The organism is Fervidobacterium riparium (genome assembly GCF_025370035.1).
Classification (GTDB): domain Bacteria; phylum Thermotogota; class Thermotogae; order Thermotogales; family Fervidobacteriaceae; genus Fervidobacterium; species Fervidobacterium gondwanense.
On the sequence record NZ_CP009277.1, the window covers coordinates 1,264,711 to 1,287,638 of the forward strand.

Annotated in this window: 23 protein-coding genes and 1 pseudogene; 10 read left to right on the plus strand and 14 right to left on the minus strand. The window is 38.4% G+C overall.

What is annotated here, in order from left to right; all coding sequences use genetic code 11:
* Window positions 1–18: 18 nt before the first annotated feature.
* The 5 genes and pseudogenes from IB67_RS05845 to IB67_RS05865 all read right to left on the minus strand — a co-directional run.
* Entirely contained in the window at window positions 19–966 is a 948-nt protein-coding gene (locus IB67_RS05845; RefSeq protein ID WP_072759787.1) for a SufB/SufD family protein, read from the minus strand.
* Window positions 966–1,697: an ATP-binding cassette domain-containing protein gene (locus IB67_RS05850; RefSeq protein ID WP_072759789.1), complete on the minus strand. Its 732-nt coding sequence runs from the start codon at window positions 1,695–1,697 to the stop codon at window positions 966–968. Before IB67_RS05850 ends, IB67_RS05845 begins: the two co-directional genes overlap by 1 nt.
* Before the next feature lie 18 nt (window positions 1,698–1,715).
* Window positions 1,716–2,420 (minus strand): 2-phosphosulfolactate phosphatase, encoded by a 705-nt coding sequence (locus IB67_RS05855; RefSeq protein WP_084634393.1) that lies wholly within the window; start codon window positions 2,418–2,420, stop codon window positions 1,716–1,718.
* Window positions 2,421–2,592: 172 nt separating this feature from the next.
* Entirely contained in the window at window positions 2,593–4,563 is a 1,971-nt protein-coding gene (locus IB67_RS05860) for a sensor domain-containing protein (protein ID WP_178137756.1), read from the minus strand.
* A gap of 48 nt (window positions 4,564–4,611) precedes the next feature.
* Window positions 4,612–5,214, minus strand: a pseudogene (locus IB67_RS05865) (histidine kinase N-terminal 7TM domain-containing protein); the annotation flags it as partial.
* A gap of 129 nt (window positions 5,215–5,343) precedes the next feature.
* Here IB67_RS05865 and IB67_RS05870 point away from each other — a divergent pair.
* Genes IB67_RS05870 through IB67_RS05880 form a run of 3 tightly spaced genes read left to right on the plus strand, consistent with a single transcriptional unit; the run spans window position 5,344 to window position 7,618 of the window.
* The gene (locus tag IB67_RS05870) at window positions 5,344–6,468 is read left to right on the plus strand and encodes an NAD(P)-dependent malic enzyme (RefSeq protein ID WP_072759793.1); all 1,125 of its coding nucleotides are present in this window, start codon (window positions 5,344–5,346) and stop codon (window positions 6,466–6,468) included.
* Window positions 6,469–6,482: 14 nt separating this feature from the next.
* Window positions 6,483–6,896: a hypothetical protein gene (locus IB67_RS05875; RefSeq protein ID WP_072759796.1), complete on the plus strand. Its 414-nt coding sequence runs from the start codon at window positions 6,483–6,485 to the stop codon at window positions 6,894–6,896.
* A gap of 38 nt (window positions 6,897–6,934) precedes the next feature.
* Window positions 6,935–7,618: a DUF554 domain-containing protein gene (locus IB67_RS05880; protein WP_072759798.1), complete on the plus strand. Its 684-nt coding sequence runs from the start codon at window positions 6,935–6,937 to the stop codon at window positions 7,616–7,618.
* 58 nt (window positions 7,619–7,676) lie between these two features.
* Here the strand turns inward: IB67_RS05880 and IB67_RS05885 are convergent, their stop codons facing one another.
* From IB67_RS05885 to IB67_RS05895, 3 genes are all read right to left on the minus strand, one after another.
* Window positions 7,677–8,033 (minus strand): class II SORL domain-containing protein, encoded by a 357-nt coding sequence (locus tag IB67_RS05885; protein WP_072759800.1) that lies wholly within the window; start codon window positions 8,031–8,033, stop codon window positions 7,677–7,679.
* A 46-nt stretch (window positions 8,034–8,079) separates the two neighbouring features.
* Window positions 8,080–8,583 (minus strand): rubrerythrin family protein, encoded by a 504-nt coding sequence (locus tag IB67_RS05890; RefSeq protein ID WP_072759802.1) that lies wholly within the window; start codon window positions 8,581–8,583, stop codon window positions 8,080–8,082.
* A 79-nt stretch (window positions 8,584–8,662) separates the two neighbouring features.
* Window positions 8,663–9,085: a Fur family transcriptional regulator gene (locus tag IB67_RS05895; protein ID WP_084634394.1), complete on the minus strand. Its 423-nt coding sequence runs from the start codon at window positions 9,083–9,085 to the stop codon at window positions 8,663–8,665.
* A 250-nt stretch (window positions 9,086–9,335) separates the two neighbouring features.
* Here IB67_RS05895 and epsC point away from each other — a divergent pair, with 250 nt between their 5' ends.
* The 7 genes from epsC (at window position 9,336) to pyrE (ending at window position 15,479) form a co-directional block, all read left to right on the plus strand.
* Window positions 9,336–10,037, plus strand: coding sequence for a serine O-acetyltransferase EpsC (gene epsC / locus IB67_RS05900; protein ID WP_372589803.1), 702 nt, complete (start codon window positions 9,336–9,338; stop codon window positions 10,035–10,037).
* Window positions 10,034–10,936: a PLP-dependent cysteine synthase family protein gene (locus IB67_RS05905; protein ID WP_072759804.1), complete on the plus strand. Its 903-nt coding sequence runs from the start codon at window positions 10,034–10,036 to the stop codon at window positions 10,934–10,936. Before epsC ends, IB67_RS05905 begins: the two co-directional genes overlap by 4 nt.
* 488 nt (window positions 10,937–11,424) lie before the next feature.
* Window positions 11,425–12,591: a dihydroorotase gene (locus IB67_RS05910; protein WP_072759808.1), complete on the plus strand. Its 1,167-nt coding sequence runs from the start codon at window positions 11,425–11,427 to the stop codon at window positions 12,589–12,591.
* A complete protein-coding gene (locus IB67_RS05915) occupies window positions 12,563–13,306 on the plus strand; it encodes an iron-sulfur cluster-binding protein (protein ID WP_084634395.1) in 744 nt (247 codons plus the stop codon). Before IB67_RS05910 ends, IB67_RS05915 begins: the two co-directional genes overlap by 29 nt.
* Window positions 13,297–14,163, plus strand: a complete 867-nt coding sequence (locus IB67_RS05920; RefSeq protein WP_245789610.1) for a dihydroorotate dehydrogenase — start codon at window positions 13,297–13,299, stop codon at window positions 14,161–14,163. The genes IB67_RS05915 and IB67_RS05920 overlap by 10 nt, the downstream gene beginning before the upstream one ends.
* Before the next feature lie 15 nt (window positions 14,164–14,178).
* Window positions 14,179–14,871, plus strand: coding sequence for an orotidine-5'-phosphate decarboxylase (gene pyrF / locus IB67_RS05925; protein ID WP_084634396.1), 693 nt, complete (start codon window positions 14,179–14,181; stop codon window positions 14,869–14,871).
* A 17-nt stretch (window positions 14,872–14,888) separates the two neighbouring features.
* Window positions 14,889–15,479 carry an orotate phosphoribosyltransferase gene (gene pyrE / locus IB67_RS05930; RefSeq protein ID WP_072759907.1) on the plus strand — a complete coding sequence of 197 codons (591 nt, stop codon included), beginning with the start codon at window positions 14,889–14,891 and terminating at the stop codon, window positions 15,477–15,479.
* A 35-nt stretch (window positions 15,480–15,514) separates the two neighbouring features.
* Here pyrE and IB67_RS05935 read toward each other — a convergent pair whose 3' ends face one another.
* The 6 genes from IB67_RS05935 to IB67_RS05960 are packed head-to-tail and all read right to left on the minus strand — an operon-like array spanning window position 15,515 to window position 22,826.
* Window positions 15,515–16,168: a class II aldolase/adducin family protein gene (locus tag IB67_RS05935; RefSeq protein ID WP_178137757.1), complete on the minus strand. Its 654-nt coding sequence runs from the start codon at window positions 16,166–16,168 to the stop codon at window positions 15,515–15,517.
* A 31-nt stretch (window positions 16,169–16,199) separates the two neighbouring features.
* Window positions 16,200–17,273, minus strand: coding sequence for a galactokinase (locus IB67_RS05940; protein WP_143145296.1), 1,074 nt, complete (start codon window positions 17,271–17,273; stop codon window positions 16,200–16,202).
* A 2-nt stretch (window positions 17,274–17,275) separates the two neighbouring features.
* Window positions 17,276–18,229: a galactose-1-phosphate uridylyltransferase gene (galT, locus tag IB67_RS05945; RefSeq protein ID WP_072759810.1), complete on the minus strand. Its 954-nt coding sequence runs from the start codon at window positions 18,227–18,229 to the stop codon at window positions 17,276–17,278.
* Between the two features lie 25 nt (window positions 18,230–18,254).
* Window positions 18,255–19,925, minus strand: a complete 1,671-nt coding sequence (locus tag IB67_RS05950; protein WP_072759812.1) for a glycoside hydrolase family 36 protein — start codon at window positions 19,923–19,925, stop codon at window positions 18,255–18,257.
* 53 nt (window positions 19,926–19,978) lie between these two features.
* Window positions 19,979–20,986 carry a LacI family DNA-binding transcriptional regulator gene (locus IB67_RS05955; RefSeq protein WP_072759814.1) on the minus strand — a complete coding sequence of 336 codons (1,008 nt, stop codon included), beginning with the start codon at window positions 20,984–20,986 and terminating at the stop codon, window positions 19,979–19,981.
* Window positions 20,987–20,999: 13 nt separating this feature from the next.
* Window positions 21,000–22,826 (minus strand): beta-galactosidase, encoded by a 1,827-nt coding sequence (locus IB67_RS05960; RefSeq protein ID WP_072759825.1) that lies wholly within the window; start codon window positions 22,824–22,826, stop codon window positions 21,000–21,002.
* Between the last annotated feature and the right edge of the window lie 102 nt (window positions 22,827–22,928).

Consider the following 22,928-nt stretch of genomic DNA (forward strand, 5'->3'; position numbering starts at 1 on the left):
TCATTAAACTTGTGTAAATTACAAAAGTAGCCCTTTGATTATGAGATCAGTAGCTTCTTCTTCTGTGAGTCCTTTTGCCATAAGTGTTTCAAGTTGCTTTTCACTCACGCGCCCTATAGAGGCTTCGTGTGTCAGTTCTGCTAAATCGTTAGTTATTTTTAAAACAGGGGTTGTCGAAACAATCACTTTTTCACCTTTGGTAATTTCCTCACACGAAATATGAGCACGCGAGTACGGAGCATTTCCATAAGCTTCATTAAGAACATTCACTTTTGATTCATCAAGCCCAACCACGACAGTTTTTGCGAGGCCTCTTGCATGTTCACCGCTCAAATGAACAACTTCATTGATGTATACCTCGTCATCTTTTGACCCTTTTACCTTTGATATTAATTCACCAACAGCGTTCTCTTTCAATTCCAAATTCATTATTACGTTGAGCTTCCCTACTCTTGTCTTGGTTAAATGGAATGTGTTTTTGTATACAGCATCTGATTCCACAATAGCATTTGTAGTTGTATTGAGTGTTATTGTCCCAAAATCACTGTGATAGTGCTCGTCGTAATATTCCATAATTGCACCGGATTCAACTATAACATTGGAAACTGCGTTGTGCGTAAACTCTTCTGCTTGTGGAAAAACACAATGTGCTATGAATCTAACACGAGCGTTTTTCTTAACTCTTATGTTAAATATGACCCTTTGATATCCCTTCTTTTCGACAAAGCCCGTGCAGACGTGAATTGGGAGCGGAATTTCAACGCCTTCCTCTATCTCCATATCTACTTGCACACCATCTTCAAAAGTTGTGGGAACAAGTTTTAAACCGCTAACGTTGTTGAGACCGATAACTTTGTTACCACTAATTATTATCGACGCAATTCTTTTATCCATGAATTTCGATGCATCTGTACCAAGCTTCTCCGCTGTTTTGACGATGGTTTCAAACTCTTTCCTCACGTCCATTATCTCATCTCCCCATTAAGAGGTACATTTGGATGTTCGCACACTTCGCATGTACCTCTGAATGCTTTCAGAACGTCTTCGGTCTTGCCATGCATGAGTATCTTACCTGCACATATAAGATAGCCATAATCGGTATTGTAAACCATCTCTTCGCGGTGTGTTATGATTATTGGAGTACCACCATACTGACTTATATAATTGACAACATCGTTTATAATGTTTAAACTCATCAAATCAATCCCAGAATCTGGTTCATCTAAGATTACGTACTTTGGCTTCAGCAGAATGATGGAAGCCAATTCGACTCTTTTCCGTTCACCGCCACTCAGAGTCTTATCTACATATCTATTTAGATACAACTTAGGATTCAAACCCACAAATTCTAATGATTCTATTAGTTCACTCTTTTGAATTGTTAGTTTTCCACCAAGAGTAAGATAATTCTCAATCGTGAGCCCATCAAAGCGTGCTGGTTCTTGCCACATCAAAGTAAGACCGAGCTTTGCTCGTTCAGTTACTGACAGGGAAGTTATATCTTTATTGTCAAGTAGAATCTTACCTTCGAACGGTTTGTAAGAACTAAGTCCCATAATAACGTATCCTATTGTACTTTTTCCTGCTCCGTTGGTTCCTATGACAACGTATTTGTGTCCTGGAATGAACTTCATGTTGAGATTGTATAGTATCTGTTTTTCTTGAGTTTTGTAAGAAACGTTTTGAAGCTCTAACATCTACCTCAACTCCTGTCTTTATTTTATTAAATTCCTAACAATTCTCTCACCTTTACAAATAGGAACTGATGGAAAAACGTCTATCTTTTGGCAAAAATCAACATCTCTTCCAAATCCAAGTTCGATTAGTTTTTGAGAATGTGTTCCCGAAAAGTCGGGCCTTCTAATGGCTTCCCATGTTCTTAGGGCTATTAAAGAACTATCAGATAGAGAATACCTTTTGCATTCGGTGAGCTTTGAAATAATAAAACCGGCAAGTTGAGTGTCTTCATATGATACTTCGGATTCATTACCTGCACATATTATGGCAATATTTTCGTATGCAGATAATTGTTCAACTACATAAGAAATGTTCAAGAAAGCAGCGATATAAACATTTCCTGCGATTTTCTTTGCCTTTTGTATGGCTTTAGTTCCGTTCGATGTAGTCAATATGATTCCTTTTCCGCTGACTACTTCTTCTGAATATTCCAATGGTGAATTTCCCAAGTCAAACCCTTGAGGTTTGATGCCATTTCTCTCTCCTGAAAGTATTAAATCAGGTTGAATCCTTTTAATATCGACTGCTTCTTCAATTTTTCCAACAGGAATTACAAATCTTGCACCATTTGACAGTGCGGTAACTATTGTTGATGTTGCACGCAGAACGTCTATAACAATTGCTGCTTGAAAAGTGTATGATATCGTATCAAGTTCATTATGCGTAAGAAAAGTTGTTAACACAACAAAATCACCCCAATGGTATTATACACCATTGGGGTGAATATGTATTTACTACATGTGTCATGTTTGTGAAAAGAATTTAATCTTCTTTCTCATTTTTCAAACCAACTCAGATGGTATTTGTCTGAATTTGTTAGTAACATAACAGAATGTGCTATCTAGTTCAGTTCTTTCAAATTTGCTGTTGACCCTTTTTGCTTATATTTTGATGAACAAGCAATAGGAAATCTCTTACGGGCATTGGCTTTCCAAAATAATATCCTTGAAAGAGTTTGTAACCTATCATACTAAGAACTTCAAGCTGTGTGGTATTCTCTACACCCTCGGGGATAGCTTCCAGATTAAAAGATTTTGCAATGTTGTATATCGCTTCGAGAAGTTTTATAGAATGTTTGTCATCTGGCAATCTGAAAACAAAGGACCTGTCTACTTTTATCTTCTTGAGTGGGAGTATCGTTAGATAAGAAAGAGACGAATAGCCCGTACCAAAATCGTCAATACACAGTTGACAACCGAACTGCAATAGTTTATCAATATTATCGCGCACAGTTTGGTTCATGTCTATCAATATATTTTCTGTGAATTCAATAACAATCTTCTTTGGAGGAATATTGTAAGACGAAATTATTTCCTTAAAACGTTCAGCCATCTGAGGATCTCTCAATTGAACAGGACTTACATTGATGTCTATGAAGTCAAGGTTGTCTTTTTGTTCAGATAAAATCTCACAAACCTGTCTTAGTATTTCCTCACCGACTGACGTAATCATTCCATTTTCTTCCATAAGCTGGATAAAATCTACTGGCGGTATGATGGTACCATCTTTCTTTATCCACCTTACAAGAGCTTCTGCCCCAACAATATCTGAATAGGAATTGCAGATTGGTTGAAGGAAAATCTTAAGTTCACCATTGTAGAAGGCTTCCTTAATCGCCCTTTCTTTTGCAGCGTGTTCTTGCAGTTCGCTGTCAATAATTGCGTTGTAGAAAACAATATTGTCCTTAGCTTCTTTGGCTCTAATGAGTGCTAAATTTACCTTTCTTAACACCTCCTCAGATGTATCGAAGGAATTAAACACATGTACTCCGAAAGCAAATTTTATGTCGATAAATTCGCCCTGAATGTTATATGTTTTAGTTAATTCCTTCTCTATCTTTGAAATTATGTCATTCACAACTTTCTTTCCTGCTTGGTATGTCTTACCAAGCTTCTCTAAGAATATCCAAAATTCATCGGCATACGGGTGCGATATAGTATCACCTTCGCGAAGGACGGTTCGTAATCTTTTTGCTATTTCTCTTAGCAGTTCATCACCAATGTTATGACCTCTTATGCTGTTTATCATTGAGAAGTTCCTAACGTCCAATGTGATTATAGCGTGATAATCATCAATCGAAGAAAATTCAAGAGAACTTGCGAGTTTTCTGATGAAATAATGTCTCGTATACAATCCCGTTAAATTATCCCTTTGCAAAACTGTCCTCGCAAGATTTATAGCTTCCTTCTCAGAAGTAATATCCGTATAAATAGCATATATTAACCTTTCTGAATCAGATTCAACAACTGAAACTGTTATTCGCACTTCAACAAGCGCTCCGGATTTTCTCCTTCTCACCGTTTCAACTTTGAGGCTTCCTTGTTCTAGGGCGAGGTTTATCAGTTTTTGCGCTTCAGATTCAAGATTTTCTGGAAGGACAAGAGCATCAATATTTTTGCCTATTATTTCTAGTTTCTTGTACCCAAAGATATTTTCAAATTGTTTGTTACAATCAATAACCGTTCCGTATTGGTTAAGCACCACGACACCGTCAGGAATATTTTCAAGAAGTGTATTTAAGAGCATCGAAGTGCTGATGTGCTCCCTTTTGGTAATTACTTGTTCTGTAACATCCTCAATAACCATCAAGAAAGAGTCTTTTAACTCGGCTTTTGAAATTTTGAAAAAATCACCATTGTACTCCAAGATTTGCCCTATTTTGTCAAGCAAATCTATTACAAAATCGTTTTTTCTGCCTAAAATTTCCTCTTTTCTCAATCTAAGATACCTAAGTGCAGCTTTGTTGATATCTACAATTCTCAGGTCCTTATCAAGTATTATATACCCATTGTGTGAGCTATCGAATGCATGATATCGTACACCCAACGCTGTTCTTCTCCAAAATACGTTTATTGCACTAATGTTTAAAATCAAGATTAAAGTTGACAGAGAAAGAAATAATAGCGGGTAGTTGAAGTTAAATAAATATGCAAAAAAAGATAAAAATATACCAAGAGAAATCGAGCCTACTATCAAAAACTTGGTTTTCCTCGGGAGTCGACTTGTTCTAATAATTTTAAAAATTCCAAATGTGATCACAACTGCTGTATAAACTGAATAGGTCCAAAGAAATGAACTACCATGCGGTCTGTGTCTGCCGTGATAAATGTCACTTTGTATGGTGCCTATCCAAAAAAGATTGTGTATTTTATTTGTTAGTGCTAAAATAAGATACAGGGTGGGTAGAAGATAAAGCGTAAAGCTCCTGACATTCTTTCTCTCTACTTCTGAGAGCTTGGTAAAAAAGGAAAACAGTATAACTGGCACGTATAGTAATATGAGGTCTTGAATCATTTCCAAACGAACAATATTGTCCACCTCAAACTTGATATATTCAATAAAAGATAATGTTAAACCTACAATAGATAACCAAATATCTGAGTAAGATATCTTATAAACTCTTCTGTCAAGTACATAAATAACGTTTATTAGAGAGATGACAAATCCAATAAGTGCGACAATTTTGTAAATATATATCCCTCCTCATATTTTTTTCACATTAATTTTATCACAGCAACATCACTAGTCACACTTATGTATAGAGAAAAACGATAAAATTTTAAAAAAATATGCACCAGGAAAGAATATCGTGAAAGGATGGAGAACATGACAAATTTTGATTCTGTAATGCTTCATGAGTTCTTGAATGGAAAGTACAGAATAACAACCGCGGTAGAAATTACAGAGGATAACTTGAAATATCTATACACGCCAGGTGTTGCTCAAGTTGCACAGCAATGTGCAGATGATCCGAAACGCACTTTTTTATATACGAGACGAAAGCATGCTGTCGCAGTCATAAGCGACGGGAGTGCAGTTCTTGGACTTGGCAATATTGGTCCGTACGGAGCACTACCCGTAATGGAAGGAAAGGCTATTCTTTTTAAAGAATTTGGTGATTTGGATGCTTTCCCAATATGTCTGAAAACGCAAAACGTGGATGAAATTGTATCTATTGTAAAGAACTTAGAACCATCGTTCGGTGGTATAAACCTTGAAGATATCTCCGCTCCAAGGTGCTTTGAAATACTAGAAAGGTTAAACGAGGAAATGAACATACCTGTTTTCCACGATGATCAGCAAGGAACTGCAGTAGTAGTTATCGCAGCTCTTTTAAATGCACTGAAGTTGGCGGGGAAAAATATAGAAGATGTGAGAATAGTTGTTAATGGAATAGGGGCTGCCGGGTATAATATCGTTAAACTACTTATAGAATTTGGAGCCAAGAGTGTTATTGCTTGTGATATCAATGGTATACTAAATGAGAAGACAGGACTACATAAATATCATCTTGAAATCGCAAAACTCACAAACTCAGGTAATATTAGTGGCTCTTTAAGAGATGCACTGAAAGGCACAGATGTTTTTATCGGCGTTTCTAAAGGAAACATTTTGAATGGTGATGATGTGAAGCTTATGACACGAGATCCGATAGTTTTTGCTCTTGCTAATCCAATACCAGAGGTTCCACCAGAAGTGGCATACGAGAATGGTGCATTTATTGTTGCAACAGGTAGGTCAGACTATCCAAACCAAGTTAATAACCTTTTGGCTTTTCCCGGAATCATGAGAGCAGCAGTAGAAAAACAAAGGAAGATAGACAAAGCACTATTGATTAAAGCAATTGAAGCATTAGCCAATTTCAAAGCTCCTGAGAGGTTTTCAATTTTGCCGAAGCCTACCGATAAAAGAGTACATATGGAAATCTACAATAGTTTGATAAGCATTTGAAGGGAGGCATCGAAATGAAAATTGCGCGAAGTATTGTAAGTGCATTCTGCCTTTTATTCTTTTCATTCACATTTGCTGCGACAACACCTTCACCAGCTGGAAGGTTGTATGTTTTCTTCAACACTGAAAACTTTATAGGGGTTGAAGTTAGGACAGATGTTAATCCGTACTCTCATATTTTTAGTAATGTTGGATTAAATTATATCTCTGCTGGCTTTAGACTCTCATCTTCTCAGACACGCGGACTGTATATTGCCCCAATGATTTATTATCCTTACAACAATGAGTTGAATTTTGCATTTGTCGCTGGTTATGAGCTCAGGGTTGAAAATTTAAAGAATTTGTACTTTTCTTTTGAAGGTGGAGCAAAAAAATTGAACAATAAGCCTGAAGCGTTTGTTAATTTCGGTGCGAACTTTCTATTCTAAAAATACGTGAGTAATTATATATATCAAGGGGGGTTTTTATGAACATTGCCGGATTACTACCTGCAATCGTCAATTCCGTCGCTGTTCTTATTGGAAGTTCAGTAGGGACATTGTTAAAGAAAGGAATTTCAGATAAGTACAAGAGAATACTATTTTTTGCCGTTGGCTTATCAACATTTGGGATAGGAATAAAAATGATTTTAGAAGTCAACAATTTTCTTATTGTCCTTTTCTCTATGGCATTTGGTGGGTTACTTGGTGAATTTTTTGATATTGAGGGGAAGCTAAAAATAATTGGTGATAAGATGAAAGAAGGCGACTTTTCAACGGGTTTTGTCACGGCGTCATTGCTCTTCCTTGTAGGTCCTATGACTATCGTTGGCTCTATCACAGCAGGTCTTAAAGGCGACGGTAGCATTATTTACACAAAATCACTTCTCGATTTCATATCATCTATAGTACTTTCATCTACTTACGGTATAGGTGTTATGGTATCAGCTTTCAGCGTTCTTGTTGTTCAAGGGGCAATAACACTTTTTGCAGGGTCGTTGAAATTCCTTAGCGAGCCAGTTTATTTGAATGATCTTGTAGCTGTTGGTGGATTAATGGTTCTCGGAATAGGTTTTAGGATACTTGAAGTAAAGGACACATGGGTCGGTAATTTCCTACCGGCTTTGATTTTTTCACCTTTTCTAACGTTCATAACTCTCTTGCTGAAATAGCAAAGCAAATTAAAACAGCCCCTTCACACACGAAGGGGCTGTTTACATATTAATGTTTTTACTCTTCTACAACAACGTCCTTTGTACCTTCCCAAAGTCCGTGAATGTTGCAGTATGAAAGGGCTATAAGTTTCGAGTTCTTTTCAAGTTTAATTTTGACTTTGACGATTGGTTCTTCGAGTGTTGGTGAGAAATCGTATCTGCCTATTCTAAGTATGTATGGAGCGCCTTCAGGCATAGCATAGAGTTCTATCCAAGCAATGTGGTGTTCCACTGTATTTGGGTGTGGAATTTCTTTACCTACCGAGACTTCAACTTCGAACCACTCACCTTTCTTCACTTTGTCAGGACCGCAAATTACTGGAACGTGTTTTTCACCTTTAAAATCACCTGTTTTTACAAAGTCACCTATCATTTTCTCACCCCCTAATTAGCTCATCAATAAAGTTCAGTTGCAAGTTTCAAAACTCAACAAAAGCAGACTTAGAGGCACCACATACTGGACACTTCTCGGGTGCTCCTTCTTCTGTTGTGTATCCACACACGGAGCAAATGTAGATTTTCTCAGCTTCGTAATCCTTTCCTTCATTGACAAGGTTAAGGGCTTTCTTGTACATTTCAGCATGTATCTTCTCTGCTTCAAGGGCATAGTGTGTGCTTATTTGAGCTTCTTTTTCACCCTGTAATTTTGCAGTCTCCTTATAGACAGGGTACATCTCCTCTACTTCAAACGTTTCCCCAGCGATACAGGATTGAATATTTTGTTGGTTGTCGCCAAGCTTTTTCAATGCCTTAAAGTGATTTCTTGCATGAACAAACTCTGCATACGCTATGGCTTTAAACAGATTTGCCAGTTTCTTGAACCCCGCTTTTTCTGCCTCGTCAGCAAAAATAAGGTACTTCATGTGAGCCATAGACTCGCCAGCAAACGCATCTTCCAAAAACTTCTTTGTCATATCCCTCATGCTTACACCTCCCTATGAAAGTCTTACGCATATAATCTGGCTTTTTAACAAGCCAGTATTTTAATAAACAATTGCAATCTTATTTCAAGCAGCTCTTGCAAATACCAACAAGTGTGAGCTGAACGTTTTGTACCTCATGTCCATCTACACTTGAGATCTCTGGTAATTCTACTTCCAATTCTATGTCGTATATTTTCTTACATTTAGTGCAGTAGAAGTGATGGTGATTTTGCCTTACAAAATCGTACCTTATCGCATCCGGTGTGATTATAACCTTGACAAGCCCTGCGGAAGCAAGTGTTCTCAGTGTATTGTAAACAGTTGCCCGTGAAAGTACTGGAAGTTTTGCTTCCTTAACAAAGTGTTCGTAAATTTCGTCTGCAGATGGATGATCGTATGAATTTCTTAAATATTCAAGTATCTCAACTCTGTGAACTGTTGGCTTAACCCCCTTGGCTTTAAGAAGTTCCATGACTTCATCAACCGTAGCTTTTTTTACCATCTTCATGCCTCCCACTTTTTGATACAATATTTTACGAAGTACAATCTTATTGTATCACAAACTTTGAAGAACGTGCAATGGGTAACCGTAATTTCACATTATATTAATTATATCTTATCATTTATAAAAGAATTTTCTTGTAACTCTTTTCACTTGACATAGTCGTACTTCGTGATATAATTAGGTAAAACTAAGTCGATTATTCATCTTGAATTATTCAATCTTGACAGTAGAGGTGATTTCAGATGGGGTGCGGAGTTTGAACATTTTAGGTTTGTTCAGAAAGATGAGTTCTTTGATTGAAAGGCTATTGCAAGCAAGAAAGTACATCAGGCTTGACAAAGAAGCTCTAAAGCAGAATGACCCTTCTTTTGAGAGTTCCTTTCAGTTCTTTTTCCACGCTGGTTTTCGCTCTTTAAGGATGTACCGCATATACCATGCCTTCTACATGTCCGATTTTAAATTCTTAGCTTACTTTTTGTATCATATGAATAGAATCTTGTACTCTGTAGATATACATCCTGCCGCACAATTAGAGCCAGGGGTAGTCATAGACCATGGAACGGGACTGGTGATTGGCTCAACAGCTGTGGTAGGGAGTGGTACCGTGTTATACCATGGTGTAACCCTTGGTGCTAAATACATCACAAAGGGAAAACGTCACCCGACTGTTGGTAGAAATGTGATAATAGGTGCAGGTGCAAAGGTTTTGGGACCAATCACTATCGGTGATGGGGCACGAATTGGTGCAAATAGTGTAGTAATTGCAGATGTTCCGGAAAATGCCACAGCCGTTGGAATTCCTGCAAGAATTATTGTCAGGAAAACAAACTATGATGAAAATACAAATTGTGTAGATTGTTATAAGGCTGTGAACGGAGAAGTGAGTGATGGTCTTTGTCTAATTTCTGAAGATGACTATTCATCAGTTCACAAGGAGGCAGTGATATGAAAAAATCGGTTGAGCATTCCGTTATATCGAGAATTCAGAATTTGCAAGTAGGCGAGACTCCTTTGTTATATTTGGAAAAATACGGTGTGTATGCCAAATTTGAAAAGAATAATCCAACCGGCAGTGTTAAAGATAGACCCGTATACTTTATGGTTCTTCAAGCAGTAAAGGATGGACTCATAGGTGCGAATACTACAATTGTAGAACCTACGAGTGGCAATACGGGAATCGCTTTGGCATGGATTGGTGCTAAACTGGGTTTGAGAGTAATACTCACAATGCCAGAAAGTGTGTCTGTTGAGCGAAGGCATATTTTGAAAAGCTACGGAGCGGATATTATACTAACAGAGAATATGACAAAGGCTGTGGAAAAAGCAAAGGAAATTTCTAACAATATCAATGTGTTCATACCTAATCAGTTTGACAATCCCAATAATGTTAAAGCACACTTGGTTACTACGGGCCCAGAGATATTGCGTCAAATGAAATATAACGTAGATGCCTTTGTTGCGGGCGTTGGAACTGGTGGTACTATCACAGGTGTTGGACATGTTTTGAAAACGTTTGATACTTCCTCAAAAGTAATCGCAGTTGAGCCGAAACAATCGGCGGTATTAAGTGGTCAGACACCTGGGAAACACAGAATACAAGGAATAGGTGCCGGTTTTGTGCCAGGAATTTTCGATAAATCTGTCGTCGATGAGATTTTGCAAGTTGATGATGAAGAAGCTTTAAAGTTTACACAAAGGCTTTGGAAAGAAGGAATATTTGTTGGGATATCCGCGGCAGCTAATCTTATAGGTGCTTTGATGGTCAAAGAGAAATACAACTTGGAGAGAGTTGTCACTGTTTTCCCGGATGATGGAATGAAATATCTGTCAGTATTGTCACAGCATTAAATGTGATTATATATAAACAAACGTGTGCACGCCTGTGGCGTGCACACTGAAAATAACGGACAGCTCCCACCTATCCCCAGTACCCCCATTATCGCTACAAAGTATATCACTTTATATCAAATTTTGTCAAATTTTCCGAGAGTTTTTGAAACAAATGCTTGAATAGGCGCATAAATAAATGCTTGTGACAACTTTTGATATCGTAGTATTGACAGGATGAGACTTTCTGATAAAATTTTACTTGAAAATCTTGGGGGTGGTTAATTTGGTCCAGAGAGGCCAAAACCGTTTGGGTAAACTATCTGAAAGTGTAATTAACATTGAGAATTGCACATCCTTTCAGCAAATATGGCTTAAAGGACAAAATTCTTTGTTTTGTTTTTCTTCAAAATGCAATATTTTATTATTTTCAAAAGGGACCTCTTTAATGAAGTCCCTTTTATTTTCTTTCTCATATCCTTCAAAACTTATATTTGGAGGGATAGTTGATGAAGATTTTTGATTTGAATTCAAGTAGTTTGAAGTATTTTGACAACTTGGAGCTCTTGAATTTTCCTGAAAATGTTCGAAATACAGATAATCTTGTAATATCACCTCCATTTGTAGATTTGCATACCCACGTTAGGTTAAACGCACAAGAAGATTATGAATCACTAAGTAGAGCTGCCATTGCAGGTGGTTTTGGGGTATGCAATATTCAACCCAACACCGTCCCAAAGCTTGAAAGCTTGGAAGTGCTTCTCAAACATGTCGAGCTTTCAAGAGAGAAACCTGTTAACTTTCTGCACACAATAAGCTTTTTTGGAGAGATTAATGACATTTCCACAGTTGACCATGTTTCAAATAGGATTACTGGTTTTTCAACAGACGGAATGCGTTACGATTCAAAGGAGCTTTACGCTTCATTTGCTACGAAAAAAGCCGCTCTTCTTTTCGACCATTCTCAGCTCCATGAAATTCCTGGTGATTTTTACATAGGAACGCAATTGCCAAACTCAATAAGAACTTATTCAAATGAAGCGATAGCGATTTTCAGAACCGTTTTAACAGGTTTAGAGTTTGGCTATACATCATTTCATATACAACATGTATCCACAGCGACGTCTCTTGAGGTAGTTCAATATCTGAGAAGGTTTGCTAACATAACATGCGAAGTCACACCACACCATGTGTTTTTCACCCCTGACATGATTTCGAACACAACTCAAAAGATAAATCCGCCGATTTCAAAAGACAGAGAAATATTGAGAGAAGCTTTGAGAAAAGGTATTATAGACTGCTTTGCAACAGACCACGCACCGCACAATCCTAAGGGGGATAATTTCGAGAATGCGCCTTACGGAAGCTCGCATATAGAGATTGCATTTTCAGTCTATTATACATTGTTTGAAGATATTGAACTTGTTCTGAGAAACCTAACTCTTAACCCTCTCAAAGTGATAAAAAGGTCATATGAAGAGCTTGGAATAAAATATCCACATGATGCTGTTCTAATAGATGCATCCGCTGAGTATACAGTAGATAGCAGTAGATTCTTTAGTCTTGGAAAGAATTGTGCGTTTGATGGTTATAAACTGAAAGGTCAGGTGGTAGGTTTCAGAAGGAACGGAAGGTGGGTGTATTGGAATGGTGAGTTCATCGATAAGGCAATTTGATGGTTCAAGCGAGAAAAAAACAAAGTATAACGTTTTCGAACTGTCAAAAAGAGAGATTATGGAAATAACAGTCGACACTTTTTTAATAACGTTCGAGGAAAAAATTGACTTTTCACCCGGACAGTTTTGTATGGTAGACGTTAATGACTTCGGACTTACCCGAAAGCCTTTTACTCTCGGAAGTGATGCTGAAGGACGAATCATGATTTCGGTAAAGATAGTTGGGGCTGGAACAGAATACATTGTGAAAACACAAAACAAATTGAACATATTAGCTCCGCTCGGCAGGGGATTCTTGCCACCGAATAAGAATGGTGCGATAATTGTCGCGCCTTCTTGCCTTGCCGAGGGCCTTGAGCTATCAAGATACTTCGATGTTCCATTATTTGTAGCCTCAAGAACAAATTTAAACGATGATATTGTACAACACTATGGACTAAACTACATAATAGGTGATTACGATTATATCTATTTGCTTGAAAAACTAAAATTTTCAAATTTCGAATGGTTCTTTGTATCGGGTTCCAAAAAGATGGAGGAAATCACAACTAAACATCTTTCAGCCGAAGGTATAAAGGAGGTATTCGTCTCGCTTAACGAGTATATGGCTTGTGGAATAGGTGCGTGCAAAGGATGTGCAGTTGAAACGACAAGTGGCATTAAGCACGTGTGTCAAGATGGTCCTGTCTTTAGAGGTGATGAAATATGGAGATGAAAAAATCAGGAAATAAGTTGAACCTCCGAACACCTATTGTTATCGCGTCTGGACCAGGAGGTTTTGGAGAGTACTTTGAAATTCCTACGATAGACTGGGCCCTTGTTGGAGCTTACACACTCAAAACGGTTACGTTAAATAGGAAAATTGGAAACAAACCTCCGCGTATATACGCTAAGGATGGATACGTTATCAATAGAATCGGATTAGAAAATCCCGGTTTCGAAGGTTTTAAAGCACTTATGGAGGAAAGGGGATTAGAGGAAGTAATATCACATGTTCCGGTCATACTGAGCGTTGGTGGTGATACTTTCGATGAATACGTTGAACTTACAAGACTTTTAAAACCTTATTTGAATCGATTCATAGCTATAGAATACAACTTCTCTTGTCCAAACGTTCAACACGGTGGGCTATCTATAGTGTCTGATAAAAACGAGTGGCGAAGATTGTTACAAGTGGTACGTAAAGAAACAGATTCATTTATAATCGCAAAGCTCGGTATCGAGGGTGGTTTTATCGAGCAGATGGCAGAGGTTGCAGCATCTGAAGGCTGGAACGGCGTAACCGTAATTAACACTATAAGGGGGTTAATGATAGACGGGGAAAATCGTGTGGTACTGGGTGGCTTATCAGGTCCGAATCTTTTTCCAATAGCTCTGCGTGCTGTTTATGAGGTGAGGAAAAGACTGCCAGATATTTACATCATCGCTTCTGGTGGTGTATACACACCTGATGATGCAAAGCTGATGATTGAATTCGGGGCGGATGCCGTGAGTATAGGTAGTGCACTGTTTAAGAACGAGTCTGTGTTAAATGAAATCGGAAAATCATTGCAAGGTATCCAAAATACTTGAACAGGGGGTGTGTTTATGATTATGTTAGCAGAGGAGCAACAAAGACAAATCGTGTACGAAAGCGATATCAGGAAAGCTCATGTGCGAATAACTGAACCTGTACTCAGTCTTGATATGGAAAATCCTATCGAGTTTGTGCAAAAATACGGGAGTTTTGAGTACGTTAAAGTTGGACACAACCTGGCAGTAGAAGGAAAAAGGGTGCTTGATTACTTTTTAGAAAATGGGTATAAGGTGATTTTAGACTTGAAATTCTCGGATATCCCCTCAACTGTTGCAAGGTCTGTTCGTTCTTGGGACCATCCTGCGATTGTTGGTTTTACCGTACATGCAAATTCTGGGTTGGAAAGTGTGAAAGCTGCATTAGAATCAAGTGGAAAGAGGATATTCACAGTCATAAAGCTTACTTCAATTCCTGGGAAGTTGGAAGACTTCAAGGATGTTATAATTGGACTTTCAAGACTCGGCGCTTCTTTTGTATTACCTGGTCAGTGGGCTATCGCTATGAGGAGATACATAGGTGGTTCGATATTGGTGCCAGGAATCAGAATGGAACAATCAAAGGATGACCAGAAAGACGTTATCTCATTGTGGGACATTTTTGGAATTGCAGATTTCGCAGTTCTTGGAAGGGAGATTTACAAATCTAAGAATCCTGATGAAAAGATAAACGAAATTAAGGAAAGGGTGAAAACATGGAGAGAGTAATGGAAAGAACAGGTGATATGGAAAAACGTGTCTTGGAAATTTTAAAAGAGACTAACGCACTTCTTGAAGGACATTTTATACTTTCCTCAGGTTTACACTCAACAAATTATGTGCAGTGTGCGAAAGTCTTCGAATATCCAAAGTATGGAGAAGAAGTTGGTAAACTTTTGGCTGAAAAGATAAAAGCCTCAAACATTGAAATCGACGTGGTAGTTGGTCCGGCTCTGGGTGGTGTCATAGTCGCATATGAGGTAGCGAGGAGCCTTGGTGTAAGGGGTATTTTTACCGAGCGAGAAGATGGACTAATGAAACTGAGAAGAGGATTTGAAATAAGGGAAAACGAAAAGGTGCTGATTGTGGAGGACGTCGTAACAACAGGCAAATCTACACTTGAGGTTGTTGAAGTTGTCAATTCATGCGGTGGAGAAATAGTAGGTTTTGCAAGTATTATTAACAGGTCAGGCAAAGAAAATCCTTTTGGACAAAGGAAACCCTACTTTTATTTAGTAAAACTCGATTTTCCAACTTACAATCCTGAAAACTGTCCACTTTGCGAATCGAATATCCCTGCAATAAAACCCGGCAGTCGAAAGCTTAACGCTAAGTAGTTTCGCTGCCGGGTTTATTAAATGCTCTAAATATTTTATTTTTGCCTGTACGATGTGATATACTTTTCCCTTAGCAATCTTGCGTGTTCCATTGGAAGAAGAGAAACATTTCCAACTTTCAGCGCTTCAACGTATATTTGGGCGGTCTTTTCTGCTATCAATGTCGCTATGAACGCCTCTTGGAGGTTCTCACCCACGGTCACAAGACCGTGGTTTTTTAAGAATACGCAGTTATTTGTTCCAAGAGCCTCAAGAGCTTTTTGGGCAAGTTCTTCTGTGCCAGGTAGTGCGTACTCTGAGACTTTTAATGTTTCTCCGAGAATCATCACAGCATCTTCCACTATCGGTGGAATTTCTCTTTGCGTAATTGAAACTATCGTGCTGTATATAGGATGAGTGTGAATTATCGCACCAACGTTTGACCTATTTAGATATATCTGAATGTGCAAAGGCAACTCACTCGATGGTTTTAAGTTGCCAAAAACTTTTTGTCCTTCCATGTCAACAACGCATATATCTTTCGGCTTCAATTTATCGTAGGGATAACCTGAAGGAGTAATATACACATATTCTCCGGACTTTACACTGATGTTGCCCCATGTTCCTTTTGTAAGCCTTTCGGCTGAAACTTTTTTTGCATATTCTATGACTTCTTGCGCTATCTTTATATTGAATACTACGTTTTGCATAGTGATCTTTTCCTTTCTGTTTTTCCAATTCTCAGATACTGTCGACTCTGAATACTCCAGAGCTTGTTTCTACATTCATCAAAGAAGGTGTAATACCATATTTCATCGTATACATTTCAGCTACTTTCTTAAAAATCTCTTCAAAGTTATCTCTTGCCAACACAATAACACTACCACCAAATCCTGCTCCAACTATCCTTGCACCGAGCACGTCTGGATATTTTCTCAGTTCCTCTATAAGAAAGTCAATTTCCTCACACGAAACTTCGTAGTTATCTCTTAGACTCTCATGAGACTCGTATAGATAACGGCCTACGAGAAGAAGATTGTCTGATTCAAGAGCCGATAGGGTTTTTAAAACACGCTCGTTCTCTGTAATTACATGTAGTGCGCGTTTTCTCAGCACAGGATCGGAAAGTCTATCAACATCATCCATTGTTACATCACGGAACGATGACTTTTTCATAGATTCCAAAGCAAGCTCGCATTCGTGTCTGCGTCTGTTGTACTCCGAGTTTCCCAACTCGTGCTTTATTCCTGAGTTAATGAGATACAACTTTGCACTGTCCAAATACAATGGCACATATTTGTACTCTCTCGTCATAGTGTCAATAAATAGTGCGTGGTCTTCTTTGGAGAGTGCAACAGCGTACTGGTCCATTATGCCACATCTAACGCCTACAAAATCTACTTCACATTCGTGCGCTATCTTTGCAAGTTCCTCTCGTTCTATTTCATATCCCATAAGTTGAGAAATAGCGTATCCAACCCCTACTTCTAACGCAGCGGAGCTAGAAAGACCAGCTCCCATGGGAAGTTCCGAATCTAAAATCATGTTGAACGGTTCCACTTTGTATCCGTGCTCTCTAAGCTTCACTATCATACCAATGACATAATCAGCCCAGGAGTTAGTCTTTAAAGGTGCTTCGAATTCAATCCCCTTCTTAACCTGTTTTGAGAATATTTTGAATCTCTCAGAAGATTCAATTTCAATTTTTACATACTTCTTAATCGCAAACGGGAGTATGTAACCGTCGTTGTAGTCTGTATGTTCACCTATAAGGTTCGCTCTTCCTGGAGAATAAACAACTATTTTGTTTGCCATACTTAGATCTCGACCTCCACATTTCTTAATTCTCTTGCAGCTTCTTCAGGAATTTTGGGATTGATAAACGCCCATGTTCCTGTTTCAACACTTGCCATCCATTTGATCTTGTCTTTGTCGCGCTTTACAGGATTAAACTCGATGTGAAAATGGAAAGCATGATCATATTTAATGTAGTTTACAGGTGACTGAAAGAGCATCATCATGTAGGGGAATGCTTGTTTGAATAACAAGTCATACTTCATTGTAACAACTTTTAGAGCTTTTGACAAGAGATGCCTCTCATCATTTTTTAGCTCTGCGAGTGTGCTTACATGGCGTTTCGGATAAATGTGTACCTCATAAGGCCACCTGGCATAAAATGGTACGAGGGCGATGAAAGAATCGTTTTCGTATATTACCCTTTCTTTTCTCTTTGTTTCCTCTTCGACTACGTCACACAACGCACATCTGTTATTTTCATCATAGTACTGTGCAAACGCCTTCAGTTTTGATTCGATCCTTTTTGGTATGAATGGAAAAGCGTACAATTGTCCATGCGGATGTGGAAGTGTAGCACCAACTTCTTTACCTCTGTTCTCAAAGATGTACACATACTTGATTGAGCGATGTTGTGAAAGGTCAAGGTACCTATCAGCCCACATGTTTAATAGCTTCTCTATCTGATGGACAGACATTTGACTCATCGCACTCTCGTGCTCTACTGTGTAGACAACAACCTCACACTTCCCGTTGGAGCGTTCCTTTTTAAATAATCCTTCAGACTCAACCTCTGGAGCATCGAGTTTCATCGATGGAAATCTATTGTCAAAAGAGGATAAATCATAGTCACTTTCAAATTCATCACCACCAGGGCAGAGTGGACAGAAATTCGTAGGGTTTGTTGGTCTTGCTTGTGTGTAAGCCGAGATAAGGACCCATTCACCTGTAATTAGGCTCCATCTTCTTTCCATCATATCACTTCACCACCTTTATTCTTTTTCAGTCTTCTGATCTTGGTTCGGTATAATAGTTAAACGTTCTCCCGTCAGGTCTTTTTTCAACAGTTTTCGCAAGCTCAACTCTTTTCTTGTCAAAATTCATCTCGAATGTAGGCAAAGATAAGTCGCCGATTAGAAGCTCATCGACTCCGTTGACCCCAGCTGAGGTTATTTTGTATTTTTCGTTGATTAAACCTTCGACTTTGAACTTCCTTCTTCCGTACTTCCTGTAATCTAAAACCTTATTCCACAAGTCAAAATCAATTTTGTAAGAAAGGTTATCACTTTGAATTATCATGTTATCCAACATAAGTGAGACAAGAATGTACAATTCCCTATGCTTATCATTCAACTGAGTATCCTCTTTTCTCAGCATAAGACAGTCTGGATCATTCCACCAAAGTACGTTGTTCATAAAGCTCCTTGTAATAACATTTCTAAGTGCATAGTATGCATTCGGATATCCAATATCAGGTCCAGTTGGGTCCCAGAATGGCGCCGTATCGGCACTTATTCTCATTCCATCTACAAATCCCACACTTGGAAGAAGCGGAGCACCACAGCCAAGAACGAATGAATCACCAACGCTGTTTCTAATTATCTCCAAACCTTTTCTGTAAGCTTCAATAGGGGTTGCGTTTTCGTATCGTTTGCCTTGAATTGCTGCAGCAAATAGAAAATCTATCTTGAAGTAATCGAATCCGTTTTTCTTCAAATTTTTGAACAGTTCACTTAACCATTTTGCAGCTTCTGGATGTGTTGTATCCAATGCGTATATTTTCTTATTCCAATTCTCGTAGGCAACTACAGGGCTGCCATTATCATCTTTCACCAGCCAATCAGGATGCACTTTAAATATCTGCGAAGTTTCAGATATGCTGAATGGTGCCAGCCAAATTCCTGGAATGTAACCAAATGATGCAATATCATCGGCTATTTTTTCAAGCGATGGAAATTTCTCATTCGGCTCCCAATCTCCGATATCTTTTTCCCAAGCATCGTCTATCTGAAAGACTTCATAATTCAGTCCAAGTTCTTTTGAACGCTTCAAATCACTCATCATTTTTTCATAATCGAAATCTAAAAAGTACTGATACCAGCTCGACCATCCCAATGGATGATTCGCTGCAAATTTAACATCATTCTGATGGGCGATTAAATCAGCATAGTGAGGTAGTCCTATATCTGCTTTTAACCTAAGTACTACGAAAGGCTCGATATCCGTCCAATCATTGAAATTTCTCTCGAAGTATCGCAACATAACTGTTATTTTGTCATCTTCTATCCTGAAATATGGGTGCCCAATTTTAGAACTCAGCGAACCTATTACAAAATCTTCAAAAGCTATGAAATAGTCGCTCAAAAGTGTATTGAAATATTCTTCCGGCATTATCGACGCGCTAAAACCGAATTTTTGGATTAACTCTGAAGGGAAACTGAGTTTGAAGCCTTTTCGTATGACCCTTGATGGTCCCCAAGACTGCCAATTATTCACAAGAAGCTTATCCGGCGTAGGCATTGAGAAAATTTCTAACTTATCGATGACACCTTTAACTTGCCCTTTGATTAAGTATCCAAAATCAATCTTCTCGATCTCTATAATGCATTCACCGCTTTCGAATTTCCTGTACCCTGCAATCTTTTTAATCTCTGATAAGTTATCTATGTACATATAACCTTCCCTACCTTTCGTCATTTTTGATAAAGTTAGTAAGTTAAAACGTTTCACGAAGACTGGCGCACTATTAAATTAACATCTAAGACTATCTTTTTCTTCTCTAACTTTTCTCCCTTAATTATCTTGAGCAACAGTTCAAAAGCTAACTCACCTTCTTGTTGTTTATCAATCCTAACAGTCGTTAATGGTGGCTCAATAAATCTGGCAAACAATATGTCATCATACCCAACAACTGAAATTTGGTCAGGCACTTTTCTTCCACTCTCTTTGAGAGCCCAAACTGTTCCGATAGCCGATATGTCGTTGAAACAGAATACTGCATCAAAGTCTTTTGATGAATTGACAATCTCGAGTACCTTTTGGTAAGACTGCTCAATCCCTTCCTCAACCTCGTAGACCAACTTTTCATCAAACGGAATGCCAAAGTCTTCAAGGGCTTTCTTATACCCAGCTAATCTCATTTGAGCGACCGATTTATAAAGGTAGGCGCTTAAATATATTATCCTTCTTCTGCCATTTTCGAGCAGATGTCTTACTGCAGCGTATGCTCCTTGAAAATCGTTACTGTATACTTCAGGGATGTTCTCTTCATTGAAATGAACACCCAAAACAACAAATGGAGTTCCTGATTCGAGGAGTAGTTTCATATCCTCTGTCTTTTCCTGTGTTGGTGAGATTATAATCCCGTCCACTCTTCTACTGAGCATGGTCCTTATCGCTTCTTCTTCAAGGCCGTAGTCTTTTTCTGTATTCATCAAGATTACGTTGAACCCATTCTCCTTTGCTTTGACTTCAATGCCTTTGAGCACCTCAGAGAAAAATGGATTCGAGCTGTCTTCAAGTATCACACCAACGACCCTCGAAAGCCCGTATCTAAGAGATAAAGCTGTAGCATCTTTTATATAGCCAAGTTCTTTTGCAACTTTTAGAACCTTTGCTTTTGTTTGAGGGTTTATATCAGGTCTGTTGTTTAGTGCCCTGGATACAGTATTTATAGATACTCCTGCTGCCTTAGCTACGTCACGAATGGTAACAAATTTCTTTGACTTCTTCAATCTGTTCAGCCCCCTATAGCTTTTTACATTCAAATGGTTTTAATTCTACTTTCTCACCATTCAAGTATACAACATTAATGTCTTTCTTTAGATTCAATATTACATAACCATCTATTGTTTTGGCAATTTCAAAATCTCTGCCTACAACTCTGGATTTTAAAACATCGGACAAAACTATCTTCCAACCATTCTCATCCAATACCGTACCTATGTAATACCAATTGTTTTTCTGTGTAACCATCGGTGAACAATCACTAAAAATGCCTATGACCTTTGAATCAATTATGTCTATCTCTTCCTTCCAGTAATAAACATCGACATTCTGTGACATTATAGCTCCATTCTCTTTATCGATAGCGCCGAAATCCACCACTTCTAACCCCAGTTCATCTATGAGATTATGAGGTATCCTTTCTCTTATCCAGTTGTTTTGATCTTTCAATGCTGACATAGCCGTCACGAAAACAGGACCTTTGAAACGCTTTAGTTTGCTGGAAAATTCCTCTGGTATATATTTGGCGTATGGCACGATCATCACTTTGTATTCATCTATCTCATCGTCGCTGAACACAAATTCGGCATTATAACCCAAATTCTTAACTGCCTTGTAAATCTCAACCACTGCATCCCAGTATTTAAAATTCCTATTCACATGGCTTATCCTATGAATCCACTCATTCTCGTAATCGAAATATATTGCAATCTCCTTTAACTGCTCAATCATACCAGATGTCTCATTTTTAACTTTTGAAAATGCTTCCAATCTCTTCGACGGACGTCCTGCATAATCGAGAAGCCCACCGTGGTACTGTTCTGCTCCAAATCTAATCTGGTCAAATCTAAATGGCATAACTCCAAAAGCACCATCCAAGTAAGCCTGTTTTGTCCACATTCCCAAGTATTCGGGATCAAAATTCTCATTAGTCACGCGCCAATTAACGCGACCAGGTTGTTGCTCTATCACCAAGAACGGCTTGTGTTTGATAGAACGCATCAAAGAATGATTTGCCGATTGGCGTAACGGATCATAGTCCTTTGTTGCTATGTAATTATCCCATGAAACAAAATCAATGTATTCAGCCATCTTTCTGTAATTTAAATCCATGAAGTCGATCATGAAATTATGTGTAATGGGTTTCTTAGAATGTTTCCTAATGATATCAACTTGTTCTTTTAGGAACTCTATATTGCTGTCTGACATAAACCTGTATATATCAAGCATTTGGTGAGGATTTTCAAACGTTGGCGTATTAATTGGAAAGACTATTTCGTTCCAATCATTGTAGTTCTGACTCCAGAAGACTGTCCCCCATGCTTTGTTCAAATTTTCGATATTTCCGTACTTTTCTTTCAGCCACACGCGAAACTTCTCGAGATCAGCATTTGCAAAGCTGTAAGTTGTACCGTGGCATCCAAATTCATTATCAACCTGCCAAGCATCGATTTCATCACCGTATCTTGAAGCATATTTTTCTGTTATTCTCAGTGCGTAATCTTTATAAGGTTTAGAATTAACTGAATAATGCCTCCTACTCCCAAATCCACGAACTTGTCCGTGCCAGTCAACAGGAAGCATCTCTGGGTACTTTTTTGTTAACCAAGCGGGTGGAGTTGCTGTTGGTGTGCCAAGAATCACCTTGATATCATTTGCTTTCAGTATATTGATCGCCTTGTCAAGAACAGAAAAATCGAATTTCCCGTCCTCAGGTTCTATGACGCTCCACATAAACTCACCGATTCTAACCCACTCAATGCCATACTCTTTCATAACCTTGATATGAACATTCCAAAACTTTTCATCCCAGTGCTCCGGATAATATGCGGCTCCATAGATGTCCATAAAGTAAACCTCCCAAGTTTATGATAATAGTGGTAATCTTGATAACAATCAACGAGACACACTGAACAGCATCGGTAACGTTACCGATGCTGCTAATATTAT

What these genes read in the sequence shown, in the direction of transcription:
- IB67_RS05845 (WP_072759787.1), bottom strand. Translation starts at nt 966, where the DNA reads ATGGACGTGAGGAAAGAGTTTGAAACCATCGTCAAAACAGCGGAGAAG.
- IB67_RS05850 (WP_072759789.1), bottom strand. Translation starts at nt 1,697, where the DNA reads ATGTTAGAGCTTCAAAACGTTTCTTACAAAACTCAAGAAAAACAGATA.
- IB67_RS05870 (WP_072759793.1), top strand. Translation starts at nt 5,344, where the DNA reads ATGACAAATTTTGATTCTGTAATGCTTCATGAGTTCTTGAATGGAAAG.
- IB67_RS05875 (WP_072759796.1), top strand. Translation starts at nt 6,483, where the DNA reads ATGAAAATTGCGCGAAGTATTGTAAGTGCATTCTGCCTTTTATTCTTT.
- IB67_RS05880 (WP_072759798.1), top strand. Translation starts at nt 6,935, where the DNA reads ATGAACATTGCCGGATTACTACCTGCAATCGTCAATTCCGTCGCTGTT.
- IB67_RS05885 (WP_072759800.1), bottom strand. Translation starts at nt 8,033, where the DNA reads ATGATAGGTGACTTTGTAAAAACAGGTGATTTTAAAGGTGAAAAACAC.
- IB67_RS05890 (WP_072759802.1), bottom strand. Translation starts at nt 8,583, where the DNA reads ATGAGGGATATGACAAAGAAGTTTTTGGAAGATGCGTTTGCTGGCGAG.
- IB67_RS05895 (WP_084634394.1), bottom strand. Translation starts at nt 9,085, where the DNA reads ATGGTAAAAAAAGCTACGGTTGATGAAGTCATGGAACTTCTTAAAGCC.
- IB67_RS05905 (WP_072759804.1), top strand. Translation starts at nt 10,034, where the DNA reads ATGAAAAAATCGGTTGAGCATTCCGTTATATCGAGAATTCAGAATTTG.
- IB67_RS05910 (WP_072759808.1), top strand. Translation starts at nt 11,425, where the DNA reads ATGAAGATTTTTGATTTGAATTCAAGTAGTTTGAAGTATTTTGACAAC.
- IB67_RS05915 (WP_084634395.1), top strand. Translation starts at nt 12,563, where the DNA reads ATGGTGAGTTCATCGATAAGGCAATTTGATGGTTCAAGCGAGAAAAAA.
- IB67_RS05920 (WP_245789610.1), top strand. Translation starts at nt 13,297, where the DNA reads ATGGAGATGAAAAAATCAGGAAATAAGTTGAACCTCCGAACACCTATT.
- pyrF (WP_084634396.1), top strand. Translation starts at nt 14,179, where the DNA reads ATGATTATGTTAGCAGAGGAGCAACAAAGACAAATCGTGTACGAAAGC.
- pyrE (WP_072759907.1), top strand. Translation starts at nt 14,889, where the DNA reads ATGGAAAAACGTGTCTTGGAAATTTTAAAAGAGACTAACGCACTTCTT.
- IB67_RS05935 (WP_178137757.1), bottom strand. Translation starts at nt 16,168, where the DNA reads ATGCAAAACGTAGTATTCAATATAAAGATAGCGCAAGAAGTCATAGAA.
- IB67_RS05940 (WP_143145296.1), bottom strand. Translation starts at nt 17,273, where the DNA reads ATGGCAAACAAAATAGTTGTTTATTCTCCAGGAAGAGCGAACCTTATA.
- galT (WP_072759810.1), bottom strand. Translation starts at nt 18,229, where the DNA reads ATGATGGAAAGAAGATGGAGCCTAATTACAGGTGAATGGGTCCTTATC.
- IB67_RS05950 (WP_072759812.1), bottom strand. Translation starts at nt 19,925, where the DNA reads ATGTACATAGATAACTTATCAGAGATTAAAAAGATTGCAGGGTACAGG.
- IB67_RS05960 (WP_072759825.1), bottom strand. Translation starts at nt 22,826, where the DNA reads ATGGACATCTATGGAGCCGCATATTATCCGGAGCACTGGGATGAAAAG.